At 55.3% G+C, this 15706-nt stretch carries 13 protein-coding genes; 3 read left to right on the top strand and 10 right to left on the bottom strand.

What is annotated here, in order from left to right; genetic code table 11:
* Positions 1–57: 57 nt before the first annotated feature.
* A complete protein-coding gene (locus J1785_RS26285) occupies positions 58–600 on the bottom strand; it encodes a single-stranded DNA-binding protein (protein ID WP_095924349.1) in 543 nt (180 codons plus the stop codon).
* A 325-nt stretch (positions 601–925) separates the two neighbouring features.
* Here J1785_RS26285 and uvrA point away from each other — a divergent pair, with 325 nt between their 5' ends.
* A complete protein-coding gene (uvrA, locus tag J1785_RS26290; RefSeq protein ID WP_129991950.1) occupies positions 926–3781 on the top strand; it encodes an excinuclease ABC subunit UvrA in 2856 nt (951 codons plus the stop codon).
* A 50-nt stretch (positions 3782–3831) separates the two neighbouring features.
* Here uvrA and J1785_RS26295 read toward each other — a convergent pair whose 3' ends face one another.
* Complete coding sequence (locus J1785_RS26295; protein ID WP_217221065.1) at positions 3832–5013, bottom strand: esterase; 1182 nt, start codon at positions 5011–5013, stop codon at positions 3832–3834.
* A gap of 115 nt (positions 5014–5128) precedes the next feature.
* Positions 5129–6046, bottom strand: a complete 918-nt coding sequence (locus tag J1785_RS26300; RefSeq protein WP_217158738.1) for a LysR family transcriptional regulator — start codon at positions 6044–6046, stop codon at positions 5129–5131.
* Positions 6047–6147: 101 nt separating this feature from the next.
* Here J1785_RS26300 and J1785_RS26305 point away from each other — a divergent pair, with 101 nt between their 5' ends.
* A complete protein-coding gene (locus tag J1785_RS26305) occupies positions 6148–6768 on the top strand; it encodes a glutathione S-transferase (RefSeq protein ID WP_129991948.1) in 621 nt (206 codons plus the stop codon).
* 6 nt (positions 6769–6774) lie between these two features.
* Positions 6775–7695 carry a pyridoxamine 5'-phosphate oxidase family protein gene (locus J1785_RS26310; RefSeq protein ID WP_217221050.1) on the top strand — a complete coding sequence of 307 codons (921 nt, stop codon included), beginning with the start codon at positions 6775–6777 and terminating at the stop codon, positions 7693–7695.
* Here J1785_RS26310 and J1785_RS26315 read toward each other — a convergent pair.
* The 7 genes from J1785_RS26315 to yihT all read right to left on the bottom strand — a co-directional run bounded on the left by J1785_RS26315 (position 7677) and on the right by yihT (position 15687).
* Positions 7677–8030, bottom strand: coding sequence for an MmcQ/YjbR family DNA-binding protein (locus tag J1785_RS26315; RefSeq protein WP_129954807.1), 354 nt, complete (start codon positions 8028–8030; stop codon positions 7677–7679). The two genes, J1785_RS26310 and J1785_RS26315, sit on opposite strands and share 19 nt — an antisense overlap.
* Positions 8027–8452 (bottom strand): secondary thiamine-phosphate synthase enzyme YjbQ, encoded by a 426-nt coding sequence (locus J1785_RS26320; protein ID WP_129954808.1) that lies wholly within the window; start codon positions 8450–8452, stop codon positions 8027–8029. Before J1785_RS26320 ends, J1785_RS26315 begins: the two co-directional genes overlap by 4 nt.
* A 142-nt stretch (positions 8453–8594) precedes the next feature.
* Positions 8595–10010, bottom strand: a complete 1416-nt coding sequence (locus tag J1785_RS26325; RefSeq protein ID WP_217221051.1) for an MFS transporter — start codon at positions 10008–10010, stop codon at positions 8595–8597.
* A gap of 45 nt (positions 10011–10055) precedes the next feature.
* Positions 10056–11441, bottom strand: a complete 1386-nt coding sequence (locus J1785_RS26330; RefSeq protein ID WP_129954810.1) for an MFS transporter — start codon at positions 11439–11441, stop codon at positions 10056–10058.
* Positions 11442–11497: 56 nt separating this feature from the next.
* Positions 11498–13534: an alpha-glucosidase gene (locus J1785_RS26335; RefSeq protein ID WP_217221052.1), complete on the bottom strand. Its 2037-nt coding sequence runs from the start codon at positions 13532–13534 to the stop codon at positions 11498–11500.
* 17 nt (positions 13535–13551) lie between these two features.
* Positions 13552–14793 (bottom strand): sulfoquinovose isomerase, encoded by a 1242-nt coding sequence (gene yihS, locus J1785_RS26340; RefSeq protein ID WP_217221053.1) that lies wholly within the window; start codon positions 14791–14793, stop codon positions 13552–13554.
* Positions 14794–14808: 15 nt separating this feature from the next.
* Positions 14809–15687, bottom strand: coding sequence for a sulfofructosephosphate aldolase (gene yihT, locus J1785_RS26345; RefSeq protein WP_217158748.1), 879 nt, complete (start codon positions 15685–15687; stop codon positions 14809–14811).
* Positions 15688–15706 lie beyond the last annotated feature (19 nt).

The following is a 15706-nucleotide window of genomic DNA, read 5'->3' on the forward strand; positions in this document are numbered from 1 at the left end:
AAAAGCCCCTTTTCGGGGCTTTTTGCTTTTCTGACAGAGGAGCCCGAAGGCAACAAATCAGAACGGGATATCGTCGTCGAAATCCATTGGTGGTTCGTTGTTCTGTGCTGGCGCGTTGTTTTGCGCAGCCGGACGTGCCTGCTGGCCGCCGCTGAACTGGTTGCCGCCTTGTGGTTGCTGAGGCTGACCCCAACCGCCCTGCTGGCCGCCTGCGGATGGCTGACCGCCACCTGCTGGTGCGCCGCCGCCGGCACGGCCGCCGAGCATCTGCATGGTCCCGCCCACATTAACCACGACTTCGGTGGTGTATTTTTCAACGCCAGCCTGATCGGTCCATTTACGGGTTTGCAGTGCGCCTTCGATGTAAACCTGGGAACCTTTCTTCAGGTATTCGCCCGCAACTTCAGCTAATTTACCGAACAGCACAACACGGTGCCATTCCGTTTTTTCTTTCTGCTCGCCGGTCGCTTTGTCACGCCAGCTTTCAGACGTTGCCAGTGTAATGTTGGCGACTGCACCGCCGTTAGGCATGTAGCGGACTTCCGGGTCTTGCCCCAGATTACCGACGAGAATAACTTTGTTTACGCCTCTGCTGGCCATGTGGATTCTCCTGATGATGTATGTCGTGGCTGAAACCACAGTTTGGGGTGTGAGGAACTCACTTCGCGACATTATAACCACAAAACGTTGCCTTCGTACCATGGATGTAAAACGTTGGGATTTTCTTTCCAGATTGTTCAGCAAACATTCCATCGTTACATCGAGTACTGGATATACATTCAGGTTTTGGGGTGGCACAGGCTGTGATTTGTGTCATAATTGCGCGTTACGTTCTTCTCTGTGCCCGATTCGATGACTGGCGCGAAACAGGTTTTCACGGCGGTCACCGGCACGGTGAGCTATCAAGTTAATCCGGGAATGATGAATGGATAAGATCGAAGTTCGGGGCGCACGCACCCATAATCTCAAGAATATCAACCTGATTATCCCGCGCGACAAACTGATTGTTGTCACCGGCTTATCTGGTTCAGGCAAGTCTTCTCTGGCGTTTGATACACTGTACGCCGAAGGCCAGCGCCGCTACGTCGAGTCGCTGTCAGCCTACGCACGCCAATTTTTATCCTTAATGGAAAAACCGGACGTCGACCATATTGAAGGTCTGTCTCCGGCGATTTCGATTGAGCAAAAATCAACATCACACAACCCGCGCTCTACCGTCGGGACCATCACGGAAATCCACGATTATCTGCGCCTGCTGTTTGCCCGCGTGGGCGAGCCGCGCTGCCCGGATCATAATATTCCGCTGTCAGCCCAGACTGTCAGCCAGATGGTGGATAACGTACTCGCGCAGCCGGAAGGCCAGCGCCTGATGTTACTGGCGACCATCATCAAAGACCGCAAAGGCGAGCATACCAAGACGCTGGAAAACCTGGCGTCGCAGGGCTACATCCGTGCGCGTATTGATGGCGAAGTCTGTGACCTGTCGGATCCGCCGAAATTAGAACTGCAGAAAAAACACACCATTGAAGTGGTCGTCGACCGCTTTAAAGTACGTGACGATCTGGCCCAGCGTCTGGCGGAATCGTTTGAAACCGCGCTCGAGCTTTCCGGCGGTACCGCCGTGGTCGCCGATATGGATGACCCGAAAGCGGAAGAAATGCTGTTTTCGGCTAACTTTGCCTGTCCGGTGTGTGGCTACAGCATGCGTGAGCTTGAACCGCGTATGTTCTCGTTCAACAACCCGGCCGGTGCCTGTCCGACCTGTGACGGACTGGGCGTACAGCAGTTTTTCGATCCTGATCGTGTGGTGCAGAATCCTGAGCTTTCACTGGCAGGTGGCGCGATCCGTGGCTGGGATCGCCGTAACTTCTATTACTTCCAGATGTTGCGCTCGCTGGGCGAGCACTATGATTTCGACGTGGAAGCGCCGTTTAATGCACTGAGCAGCGACGTACAACATGCCATCCTGCACGGTTCCGGCAAAACGACGATTGAATTTAAATACATCAACGATCGCGGTGATACCTCGATTCGTCGCCATCCGTTTGAAGGCGTGCTGCACAATATGGAACGCCGTTATAAAGAAACGGAATCCAGCGCGGTACGTGAAGAACTGTCGAAATACATCAGCAACCGTCCGTGTACGTCCTGCCGTGGCACCCGTCTGCGTGAAGAAGCCCGTAACGTGTTTGTCGAAGAAACCACGCTGCCGGAAATCTCCGATTTCAGCATCGGTCATGCGATGGATTTCTTCCGCAATATGAAACTCAGCGGCCAGCGCGCCAAAATTGCTGAGAAAGTGCTGAAAGAGATCGGCGATCGCCTGAAATTCCTGGTGAATGTCGGATTGAATTACCTCTCGCTGTCTCGTTCTGCGGAAACACTGTCCGGCGGCGAAGCCCAGCGTATCCGTCTGGCAAGCCAGATTGGTGCCGGTCTGGTGGGCGTGATGTACGTACTTGATGAACCTTCCATTGGCCTGCATCAGCGCGATAACGAACGTCTGCTGGAAACACTGATCCACCTGCGCGACCTCGGTAACACGGTGATTGTGGTTGAGCATGACGAAGACGCCATCCGCGCCGCTGACCATATTATTGATATCGGACCGGGCGCGGGCGTGCATGGCGGCGAAGTGGTGGCTGAAGGTACGGCTGAAGACATTATGGCGACCGAGAATTCACTGACCGGGCAGTTCCTGAGCGGCAAACGTGAAATCTCTGTACCGGCACAGCGCGTCCCTGCGGATGCGGCAAAAGTGCTGAAACTGTCGGGCGCTAAAGGCAATAACCTGAAAGACGTCACGCTGACGCTGCCGGTTGGCTTGTTTACCTGTATCACCGGCGTGTCCGGCTCCGGTAAATCGACGCTTATCAACGACACGCTGTTCCCGCTGGCACAGCGCGAACTGAATGGTGCGACGATTGCTGAAGCCGCGCCGTACCGTGAAATCGAAGGCCTGGGACATTTCGATAAAGTCATCGACATCGACCAGAGCCCGATTGGCCGTACGCCGCGCTCCAACCCGGCGACCTATACCGGTATTTTCACGCCGGTGCGCGAGCTGTTTGCCGGTGTGCCGGAATCACGTTCACGCGGCTACACGCCGGGGCGTTTCAGTTTCAACGTCAAAGGCGGCCGCTGCGAAGCCTGTCAGGGCGACGGCGTGATCAAAGTCGAGATGCACTTCCTGCCGGATATTTATGTGCCGTGTGACCAGTGCAAAGGCAAACGCTATAACCGCGAAACGCTGGAAATTAAATACAAAGGCAAGAGCATCCACGAAGTGCTGGAGATGACCATTGAAGAAGCGCGTGATTTCTTCGATGCCGTCCCTGCGCTTGCGCGTAAATTGCAGACGCTGATCGACGTGGGTCTGACCTACATCAGCCTTGGCCAGTCCGCGACCACGCTGTCCGGCGGTGAAGCACAGCGTGTGAAACTGGCGCGTGAGCTGTCCAAACGCGGCACCGGTCAGACGTTGTATATTCTCGACGAGCCGACCACCGGCCTGCACTTTGCCGATATCCAGCAACTGCTGGAAGTGCTGCATCAGCTTCGTGATCAGGGTAATACTATCGTGGTGATTGAACACAATCTGGACGTGATTAAAACCGCGGACTGGATTGTCGATCTCGGGCCGGAAGGTGGCGCGGGTGGCGGACAGATTCTGGTCGCCGGTACACCGGAAACCGTCGCGGAATGCAAAGAATCGCATACCGCGCGCTTCCTGAAACCGCTGCTGGAACGCCACAGCCAGCAGGCGAAGAAAACAGCGTAATCTTTAAGCGCCGATCAGCGCCCTCCCCTGCGAAGGGGGAGGCGCTGAGATCACTTAAATATCTTCTGCACAAACTCCGCATAGGCCGGGCGCCAGACGTCCATTTCGTGGCCAAGCTTCGGGTATTCGTGGTAATCGAATTTAATCTTTTTCTCTTCCAGCTCAGACTTCAGTCCGGCGATATCCTTGCCCGTTACCACATCTTTTTCGCCGACAACGACCGTAAAGTTTTTCAGCTGCGCGTTGATTTTATCCGGTTCGGCGAAGCGTTTCTCAACGTCGGCATTCGGCACCGTCGTGGTACTGACACCGCTGAAGGTCGCCAGCCAGCCGAACTGGTCGAGGTGCGTCATGCCGCTGACCAGCGTCTGATAACCCCCTTGTGACAGCCCGGCCAGCGCGCGTCCGGCGGCATCATCACGTACGCGGAAAGTTTTGGAAATCAGCGGGATAATGTCACCGGTCAGTTCTTTATCGGCAGCGGCAGCATTGCGCGGATAGAATTCCTTGCGGCGATCTTTGGTGACGTAATCTTCCGGCACCATCCCTTTGGCATCGGTTTCTGTATCCGGGATCACCACCAGCATCGGCACGATTTTTTTCTCCGCCAGCAGGTTATCCATGATTTGCGGAATGCGACCCTGATCCAGCGCCGAGCGGCCGGTGTCGCCAAAACCGTGGTAGAAATAGAGCACCGGCAGCGGCTGTGAGGCATCGCTGTAACCCGGTGGCGTCCACACCGCGACCTGACGTTCAGAATTCAGCGCGACGGAATGATAGGTCAGTGTGCGCACTTCTCCGTGCGGCACCTTGTTCACATCCAGAATACTGCCCGGCACCAGAATCAGGCTGGTATTCACCTGACGCTGTGGCTTGGGCATTGCACTGCCCGGATCGGCAATCCGCAAGCCATCGACGTTGAAGAAATATTCATAGAGATCAGGTTTTTGTACATCTGACGTCCAGCTCCAGATACCTTTATCGTCCTTGGTCATCTGATGCGGAATGTACGTCACCGGCGTGGCACCGGTCACCACATCGACATGTTCAGCCGTCGGCGCATACAACCGGTAAGTGATGGTTAAATCAGGATTCACCGCCGTGATGTAATTCTTCGCAGGCACCGACGCATCAGGATCCTGCGGCAGGCTTTGCGCACTGACGGTCAGGGGAAACGGCGCACTGAGCGCCAGAATCAAAAGCGTGGCAAGATTCAGCCGGTTACGGGTCATCATCCTTTCCTTTTGGGTTGGCGTGAGCAAATGGACAACGTGCCCTTAAGTAACTCACTGTTTTTGCACAACTCTCAGAGTAGATTATTTTTGCCGCCAGCGGGCGTGATCGGCGTCACTGTTCAGAAGATGCGTCTAACGCATGAAGCTGAGGCAATGCACTCAGTCGCTGATAAGCAAAATCCCAGAATATCCGCACCTTGCGTGGCATCTGCTGGACCTGCTGCGCCACCAGTTGTACCGGCAAAGGCAAAGGTTCGAAATCCGCCAGAAGCCGTACCATACGGCCCGCCTGCACATCATCCTTCACCTGATACGACAGTAACCGTGCTATCCCCTGCCCGCTGCGCACCGCCAGCAACTGCGATTCCACATCATTGGAGAGCAGACGCGGCGACAACCGGACGCGCAAATCATCCTCATGCGGCCCGAAACGCCATTCACAGATTTGCGTGCGCAGCGTGCCCGTCACCGTCTGATGCACCGCCAGTTCAGACGGATGCTTCGGTTCGCCATGCTGCGCCAGATACGCCGGGCTGGCGACCAGCACGCGGGTGACTTCGGCGACCTTGCGCGCGACTTTGCCTGAATCTTCCTGATGACCGATGCGTACCGCCAGATCTAACCCTTCGTCGATCAGATCCAGATTGCGGTCATTGAGTATCATTTCGATTTGCATATCAGGGTGTTGCGCCAGAAACTCCATCACCAGGGGCGCAACGTGTTTACGCCCGAACTGCACCGGCGCGGTGATGCGCAGCAGGCCGCTGAGCTGAGTTTCAGCGGTATCTTCTACCGCATTCTGATACTGGCTGAGCAGCAGCCGGGCTTTTTCTGCCAGCCGTGCGCCCGCTTCTGTCGGCGCCAGACTGCGCGTGGTGCGCTCGACCAGCCTTGCGCCGAACCGGTGTTCCAGCGAGGCGATGGCGCGGGTGATGGCCGGTGGAGAACGGTGAAGTTTACGGGCAGCTTCCGCCAGGCTGCCATACTGAAGTACAGCGACAAAAATCGCCATTTCATCCAAACGGTCCATAGATTCTTCCACAAAGTGAAACGCTCAATTTCAATCTTCGTGGATCACAATCATCTGGCGCAAGAGTAATCTTTGATTCATACCTCAAAAGGAGACAACCCATGCCCGCCATTCAACTTTACAGTACGCCGCTTTCCGGTCACTGCCACCGCGTCATCCTGCTGCTGAACATGCTCAGTCTGCCCTTTGAAACTAAAGACGGCGGCAAAGAGGTTCGCCAGACCGCAGAATTCGCGCAGTTAAACCCGCTGCGACAAGTGCCGGTGCTGACCGACGGCGAACACATTGTCACCGACAGTCATGCGATTCTGGTGTATCTGGTGAAACGCTACGCACCCGACAGTCACTGGTTACCGGAAGATCCGTTCCAGGCGGCGGAAGTCCAAAAGTGGTTGTCCCGCGCTGCCGGTGAAGTGCGCTACGGCCCGGCATCTGCCCGTATGGTGAAACAATTCTCAGCACCGGAAGTGTATGAAAGTGCGCTGAAAGTGTCGGCAAAATTCCTGCCGCAGCTTGAACAGCATCTGGAAAACCACGAGTTTCTGGCGACGGAGCGGGCCACGATTGCCGATCTGGCCTGTTACAGCTATGTAGCGGCGGCACCGGAAGGCGGCGTTTCGCTGGCGGATTATCCGGCGATTCACCGCTGGCTGAAACGGATCGAAAGCCTGCCGGGCTTTACGCCACTTCCGGCGTTGCCACTGCCTGAGAACGCGGGGTAAAAGACGATGAATAACCCCTTCCATGCAGACGAAATCCTGGCGCAGGACATGGCAGGGTTTGACGTTTCCGCACACGGCATCCGCGATGCGATGCCGGAACAGCACCGGCTGTTTTTCGCCGCGCTACCGTATTTGTTTATCTCGACGCTGGATGACCACTGCTGGCCGGTGGCGACTCTGCTGACCGGCCCCGCCGGGTTTATCCGTACGCCGGACGCGTCGCATTTGCGGATCAATACACCGCGGCGGGATGACGATCCGGCGTTGGCCGCCTTACAACCGGGGAAACAGATCGGCGGGCTGGGGATCGATTTTTCCAACCGGCGGCGTAACCGTGTGAACGGCAGGATCGGGCGCATGGATAAAAACCGCATTGAGATCGTCGTCGATCAGAGTTTTGGCAATTGTCCGCAGTATATTCAGGTTCGCAAACTGGCCGATGTAACCGTCAGTTTGCCGCTGCCTGCGCGGGAGGATATGTCCGAACCGGATGCTGATGCCCGCGCACTGATTGCCCGTGCCGATACGTTTTTTATCGCCAGCCACGCACACGGCGGTGCCGATATGTCACATCGCGGCGGTCAGCCGGGGTTTGCGCATCTGGTGGGAAACCGTTTGTGGGTGCCTGATTTTCGCGGTAACCGTTATATGAATACGCTGGGGAATTTACTGGCAGAACCGCGTGCGGCACTGCTGTTTATCGATTTTGAGAACGGTGATGTGCTGCATCTTCAGGGACACACGCAGATCCACTGGCACCCGGAAGATATTCCAGGGCCTGCGGGCGCAGAACGTTACTGGAGTCTGGACATCACACGCGCGTGGCGCTTTCGTGGCGCACTGCCATGGCGGGCTAAGGCGGCAGACTTCTCCCCCTCAACACTTAACAGCGGCAACTGGCCGGACAATCAGCGGCCGATTTCCTGACGTATCGCTTCCGGCAGACCGGATACCACCAACGCATAAGAGCCGTCGATCAGATAATAAAACTGGGAATCGGGCAGCGAACCGTCGAGGAATACCGTATTCCAGTGTGCTTTGTTGAGATGATCTCCCGGCACGATATCCGGATGTGTTGCACGTAATTGCTCTGCCAGCTCCGGGCTGGCTTTCAGCGAAATGGCCTCGCGACCGTCGATTTCACACACCATGGCGAACATCGCATCGCCCACTTTTACCTGATTTGCGCCGCGCTGATTTTCAACACTTTGCTCCGCACCGGGTTTCCCCATGCAGTAGGTCAGCAATTCTGAACTGGTCATGCCTGGATTTCTCCTTGTAACGTGATGACGATCCGGCGTTGTCCGCCGTCGATCCGATGTTCGCCCATCCAGATCCCCTGCCAGGTGCCAAGCAGCAACCTTCCCCGGGAAACGGGCAGCACTAATGATGCACCTAACAGCGATGACTTAATGTGACCCGGCATATCATCGCGGCCTTCGTAGTCATGCTCGTAGGGCGCGTTTTCCGGCACGGTACGCATGAAATGTTGTTCCATGTCGTAGCGCACGGTCGGGTCACAGTTCTCATTCAGCGTCAGCGACGCTGAAGTGTGCTGAATAAATAAATGCACCAGCCCGGTTTGTACTTCATGCAGACGCTCAATTTGGCTGACCACTTCATCGGTGATCAGATGGAAACCCCGCGCTTTCGCGCCGAGCGTAATAGTTTGCTGATGCCACATATACTTTCCACATCCTTTCAGCCGTAAATTCAACTGTAGTAAGTGTGCAACAACATGGCGAAAAATAAAGGCGGGAGACGTAAAGAGCCGTAAAGATGAAAAAGGCCGCCCCATTATCCGTTCATCGTGGCGACCTGCTTTTTTATTGTATAACGGCGGAAAGATTGCTTTTTTCAGCCGGTGTTTCAGGCTCGTTATCATTTTTGCGCTGAGCGATTTCCTCAATTATTTTCGCGAAGCGTGCTTCGTTCAGTTTATAAAAGAGGCCCATGATGATGGCGGCGGTAATGGCAAGTAAGCAGGGCCAGACAAAGATCAACTGGCGTAAACCGAGTAAGGTCGCGCTGCCCTGCACCGCATTCGGGATATAACCGATTTGCGTCAGCATAATTCCCGGCAGGAAACCGGCAAGCGCGGCAGATATTTTTCGTGAAAAGGTATAACCGGTATACACCGAGCCTTCGGCACGAATACCGGTTTTCCATTCGCCGTAATCCACGGTATCCGGTACCAGTGCCCAGTTCAGGCTGTTGACAAATGCGGTGCCAAAGAATGCCATGCAGGAAAACAACACAAAGCTTAACGAACTGTTTCCCCAAAAGAAGTTAAGTATATCGCCGGTTGCCCACAGCAATAATCCTCCCAGGTATACCTGCTTTTTGCCGAAGCGTTTCACACAACCCGGTACCAGAAACACGCCAATCAATATGCAGCCCATGCTGAAAAAACCCATCCATGACAGCAGATGAATATCGTGGAGAACGTACTGCGTGTAATACACCTGGATCGCCAGTTTGATATTAAACGCCGCCAGCGTACACAGGTTGGCGAGGCACAGTACCAGTAACGGCGGATTACGGAATATGGCGCGAAATGACCGCAGAATACCGGATTTATGTTCCGCAGGCGTAATCCCGACGTAACGCTCCCTGACGCCGCGATAACACCAGCCCATACACAGAATACCGCAGGTGGCAAAAATCAGCGCGGCACAGAAATATCCCACCGAAGGGGAATTGCCCAGCAACGCCTGGACAGGCATAAACCCGACCGTACACAGCAGCAACCCGAGTGTGGCACCGCCCTGACGCCAGGCGGCAAGCTGCGCCCGCTCATGCGGATTTCTGGTGATAGCCGGCACCATCGCGCCGTAAGAACAATTCATCAGGCTGTAGAACAAGCCGAACAACATAAACAGGACAGTGGCGAGTGCCGTTTTTACCGGCAGACCGAAGTCATTCGCCATAAACTGCGCCGTCGCAACCAGCCCGACCGGCACGGAGGCATATAAAATGAACGGTCTGAACTTACCCCGGGCTCCAATATGACGACGGGAATCAAGTAACACGCCGGTCAGCATATCGGTAAACGCGGTGAAAAACTTCGCCACCAGAAAGATGATGCCGCCATAAAACGCCGGCATGCCCAGCTCATCAGTATAAAATTTCAGGAGATACAGCGTCCCGATACACAACATCAGGTTCGAGCCAAAATCGCCCATTCCATAGGCACACTTCTCCCGCAATGTCAGCGGATCAGGGTGATGAAAATCCTTCATGGCAATCCTCAAAGCGCCCCGCAGGGCGCTGTTACAGTGAATGCACTATGCCGTCTGCTTACGCTGTTCAATTTCCGCAACGATGCGCACGTACATTTTCTCGTTGAGGTTATAGAAACAGCCCATCGCCACGATGGTGATTGCCGCCAGCACACAGGGATAAATGAAGATCAACTGACGCAACCCTTCCTGCGTGTGCGCCGACTGCACAACATTGGGCACATAGCCGATTTGCGTCAGCATCAGGCCGGGGAAAAATCCTGCCAGTGCCTGTGAGACTTTGCGAAAGAAGGTGAAGCCGGTGTAAACCGTACCTTCCGAACGAACGCCGGTACGCCACTCGCCGTATTCCACCGTATCGGACACCAGTGCCCAGTTCAGGCTATTGACGAACGCCGAACCGAAGAACGCCAGACAGGAGAATGCGACGAAGCTGACGGAGCCGCTGCCATAGAAGTAGTTGAGGATGTCGCCGACGATCCACAGCGCCAGACCGCCGATATAGACTTTTTTCTTGCCGAATCGTCTGACGGCGGCAGGCATCAGGAATACGCCGATGAAAATGCATCCCATGCTGAAAAAGCCCATATAGGAGAGCAGAATAGGGTCGTTCAGCACGTACTGCGTGTAATACACCTGAATCGCCAGCTTGACGTTAAACGCCCCCAGCGTACAGAGATTGGCGATACACAGGATGAACAAAGGACGGTTACCGGCGATGGCGCGAAATGACGGCAAAAGCCCCGGTTTTTGCGTCTGATTTGCAGGTTGCGCCTCGCCATAACGCTCTTTCACTCCGGCATAACACAGCCACATAAACAGCAAACCCACCAGCGAGAACAGCGTCGCGGCAAAGATATAACTGCGCTGCGCATTACCTTCGAGCAGATTCATTACCGGCACAAAACCGACAGTGCACAGTAGCAGCCCCAGTGTGGCACCGCCCTGCCGCCAGGCCGCAAGCGACGCACGCTCGTCCGGATTTTTGGTGATGGCAGGCACCATCGCGCCATAGGAGCAGTTCATCATGCTGAAAAACAACCCGTACAACATAAACAGCAGTGTTGCCACGACGGTCTTACCGGTTATCTCAAACGGTGTGCCGACAAAGTTAGCGACCGCCAGCAGGGTGACCGGAAACGCGGCATACAATACGAAGGGACGGAATTTGCCTTTTGGGCCGATCTTACGCCGTGAATCCAGCATGATGCCGGTGCCCATATCGGTGAAGGCGGTAAAGAATTTGGCGATCAGAAAAATGATGCCACCGTAAGTGCCCGGCAAACCGAGCACGTCCGTGTAAAACTTCAGCAGGTACAGCGTGCCAATATCGAGCAGGATATTGGAGCCTAAATCCCCCATGCCGTAGGCCAGTTTTTCCCTGAAAGGCAGGCGCAGGGTCGCGGGATTTTCCGGTGTTGTCTGACTCATTATGATTCTCCTTCATACGCCGGGGCGTGGTCGCCAACCCCGGCGGCTGAGTCTTATCAGATATGACGTAATGCACCGAACAGCGCTGCCCACTCGCTGTCTGCACGATAAAAGACCGGTGGCTGACCCAACGGTGCGGCCACCGTTACATCGCCGCCGTGATGCGTTTCGCCGGTCCAGATGTTGATCCAGGTATCCTGCGGCAGATACAGAGACCCGTCGCTGCGCCCTTCCTCATACACCGGTGCCACCAGCAGATCACGACCGAACAGATACTGGTATTTCAGGGTATACGTGCGGGCATCCTCTTCGTAATGCAGAAACAGCGGACGCATCACCGGTAAACCGCTTTGGCTGTTTTGCTGTACGGCCTGCCGGATATAGGGTTTGAGATGAGTGAATACGCCGGTCATGCGGGCAAAATGCGCAATGGTTTCGGCGTCGCCGTCAAACTGCCAGTTATCGCCCGGACGGTTGCCTTCGTGGGTGCGCATCATCGGCGTGAAGGCGCTGAAATCGCACCAGCGCAGCAGCAATTCCTTGCTACGTTTCATCCCGAACAGTGTGGTGTAACCGCCGATGTCGCTGTGATGTAAACCGTGACCGCTCATCGCCAGAGACAATGCCGCCGGAATAACCGAGGCCAGTCCGTCGTCCAGACTCCAGTCCACGTTCTGGTCGCCTGCCCACATCATCGTCGAATATTTCTGGCTGCCGGTGTAACCGGCACGCATAAAGAACAGCACCTCGCCGAGTTTGCCGGTTTCCTGCAGGGCTTCGTAGTTACATTTCGCCCACAGTGCAGGCCAGGCGTTATGCATGATTTCCGCGCTGATGCCGTTGTGCAGGAAAGTGTCGGTCGGCAGATATTCGCCAAAATCTGCCATCCATCCGCCGCAACCCAGTTCAATCAGGTTCTTTTTGATAACGTTTTTGAACCACTCATAGGCCGCCGGATGAGTCAGGTCCACCACGCCTGCACAGAACTCGCCAAACTCGACGTGATAATCACCGCCGCTGGCATCCCGCGTCAGGTAGCCTTTTTTTGCGGCTTCGGTGCACAAATCCCGGTCGCTGGCAACGTAGGGATTGATGTAAGAAAGGAACTGCACGCCCTCTTCTTTCCACTGCGGAATACGTGCGTCAAGCTGCGGATACAGTTCGCTGTTCCATTTCCAGTTCCACATCACACGTTTACCGAACGAGGTCATGCGAATGCCGGACCAGTCCTGTGCCCAGATGCCGTTAACCTTCACACCCGCTTCGCGCATCACGTCCAGTTTTTGCTGGCAGACTTCCGTACCGCCCTGAATGCCCAGCGTCACGCCGTCATACACCCAGTCCGGCAACTCAGGCTGGCGGCCTAACAGCGCGGTGAGTTTTTCCAGCAGGCTGATATAGTCACTGGCGCATTCAAAACGCAGGGTGGCGTTATCTTCCCAAAAGGCCAGTTCATGGTATTCCGGCGCGCTGAAATCGAAATTCATGTAGCCGCTGTTTTCCACATGGCAGTAATACTTTTGTGTGCTGACAAAGGTCGGCTGTGGGAAAAATGTCCAGTAATAGTCGCCGCCTGCGTTCTCTTTGCAGTCGGCCTGCCAGGTAACATAGGTTTGTTTGTTGCGCCCGACGCCCTGTTCGCTGGTCCACAGCGGGAAGGGTTTGCCGCGTAAATCGAAGTAAGAGAACTGTTCACCGCAGCCGTAAATATGATCTTCCGCCTGCGCCGACAGCCGCAACCAGATGCGGTTATGCCTGCTGTCGTCGTTTTGCAGGTTGAGCTGTAAACGCCCGGTATCATCGGTGGTGATAATCAGCGTTGCGCTGAGCGTACCACCACGGCTGAAACGCACTTGCCACCCCGCAGCCTGAGCGGTGATGGTGATATCCGTCAGCGCAACCTTTTCATTCAGGCGATCTTTAATACTGAAATTGCCACGAAACATAGCGATATCCGCTTCGCCGCCGCCAATCCATAAACAGGGTGCTTGCGCGGTATGACGTAAAATCAGGCGCTGCTGATAAATCAGCGAAAATTCATTATTACCGGCGGTAAATTCAATCTGAGTATTTTTATTTTGTAGGGTACTCATGATGGTCTCCGTGATTTTTATTTTGCATTGATGTCCAGCAGTCCGGCGGCCACGGCAGGTGCCAGCCCCGGCGCCAGCGGCAGACGCGGGATCACCAGACAATGCAGGAGATGATAAATATCCTGTTTGCCATCCCAGACTTTGGTAGTGACTTTATTGTCGGTATCGAGCTCCTGCCACCATGAACCATTTTCGTAATCCATCAGGTATTTCACGCAATAGTCCCACCAGGTCTGATACCAGGTTTCGTATTGCGCTTCGCCGGTAACACAATGCAGGGCATACGCGGTGCCCATCGCCTCAACAACCGGCCAGCGCACACGTTCACGCACAATGGGTTTCCCGTCCCAGCCGACGGAATAGACAAAACCATCTGCGCCGTCCGGTGCCCAGGCATCGCGGATTGTGGCGTGGAATAATCCTTTTGCATCCTCCAGCAGCCAGGCCGGAGGCGTTTCAAAACGGGCTTCCAGCGCAGCATGAAGATGCAACATCAGGCGGCCCCATTCGATCCAATGCCCTGGCGTGCCGCCGTAAGCACGGAAACGGTGCGCCGGATTATCTTTGTTGTAATCGCGGATCGGGTTCCACTGCGTATCAAAATGCTCATTGACCCGGTATTCGCCGCGACGGGCGACGTCATGAATAATCACCGAGGCAATTCTCAGTGCGCGATCCAGCCATTTCCGCTCGTGCGTAACGTCGTAGACAATCAGGAAAGCTTCGACGGCGTGCATATTTGCATTGCCGCCGCGATAAGCTTCGGTTTGGCTGAACGCTTCATCCCACGACTCGAGGCACATCTGTTCATCTTCACTCCAGAAGTATTTTTCGATCACACCGATAGCCTGATCGAGTAACGTTCTGGCTTCCGGATGGCCGGTGGTGACGGCGCTGGCTGCGCCCAGTAAAACGAAGAAATGCTGATAACCTTGCTTCGAGGCATCCACCACGCCCTCATCGTTTACACAGGCGTACCAGCCGCCGTACTGTTTATCCGCCAGTGCGCCGTTAAGGGCGCGGATCCCGTGATCCACCAGCGCATACGCTCCGGGACGCCCCATGCCTGCGGCAACCGAATACACGTGCAACATGCGGGCGGTGATCCACAAATGGGCCCCCATATCCGCCCTGACTTGTCCGTTATTACCCAGCCAGCCGAAGCCGGTGGCGACAGCGGCATTTTTGCCAAATTCGAAGATCCGGTCGGTTTCCTGTTCAAGCCAGCGGTGGTGGCTCATCGTGTTAAACCATTTCATTTTCCACTCCTTTCGTTAGCGGCGGCGGGCCATCATGTCGTCGACAATCTCGCCCAGACGCTGCAATTTCGGCGCGGAAATATCCCTGAGCATAAGTTCGGTATCCGGTAAACCGACCACGGATGACCAGACTGCACGGCCTGCGAGGAAACCGGAGGCGCCTGCCGTCATGGCGACGCTGACTGCGCGCGGAAAGAGTTTTTCATCAACACCTGAGGAGAGGATCACCCACGGCATATGAATGTGTTCATTGAGGTGTTGTGATGCGCGCAGCAGTTCGGCCTGTGTACCGCGCCCGCAAAGGGGCATTTCGACTTTATAAAGGTCAGCGCCGCTGTCACCGAGTTCTTTCGCGGCATCAATAATCGCCTGTTCGCGGTCAAATTTATCGCCACGGCGAGGCGGCCTGACCACCGGTTCGATAATGCTCAGCAGACCGTGCGCATGGCAGCGTTGATTAAATGTTTTCACCATCTCCAGACGTTGTTGCGGATCTTCATCGCTGCGCCACAACACCAGTAATTTCAGCGCCTTGCCGCCGTTTTCCCGGACCGCCTGTGGATCTACACTTTTGTCGATCACCACGCTGTCCACCGGCATGCCGTTGCCCGGAATAAATTCGTCAGCCGCCACAATCATGGCGCAGTTTTGCGCGATGGCATTCTGCTCAACAATCTGGCGGTAACAGAACGGCTGATCGACCAAAATTGCAGAAGCGTACGGCGATAAAATCCGCGCGGCATTGACTTTAAAATCGGTCAGCACCTGATCGGTAACCGGAGCTTTCGCGCCGGCGGCCACGAACATTAAACGCATGGCTTCACGCTGGTCGACCGCCAGCATGGCGAATCCGCCGGACGGACGGGTGATATCGTTAAGGCTGTAGTGAGTCATTCAACTTTCCTTGGTTAAG

This window comes from Rahnella perminowiae, assembly GCF_019049755.1.
Lineage (GTDB): Bacteria > Pseudomonadota > Gammaproteobacteria > Enterobacterales > Enterobacteriaceae > Rahnella > Rahnella perminowiae.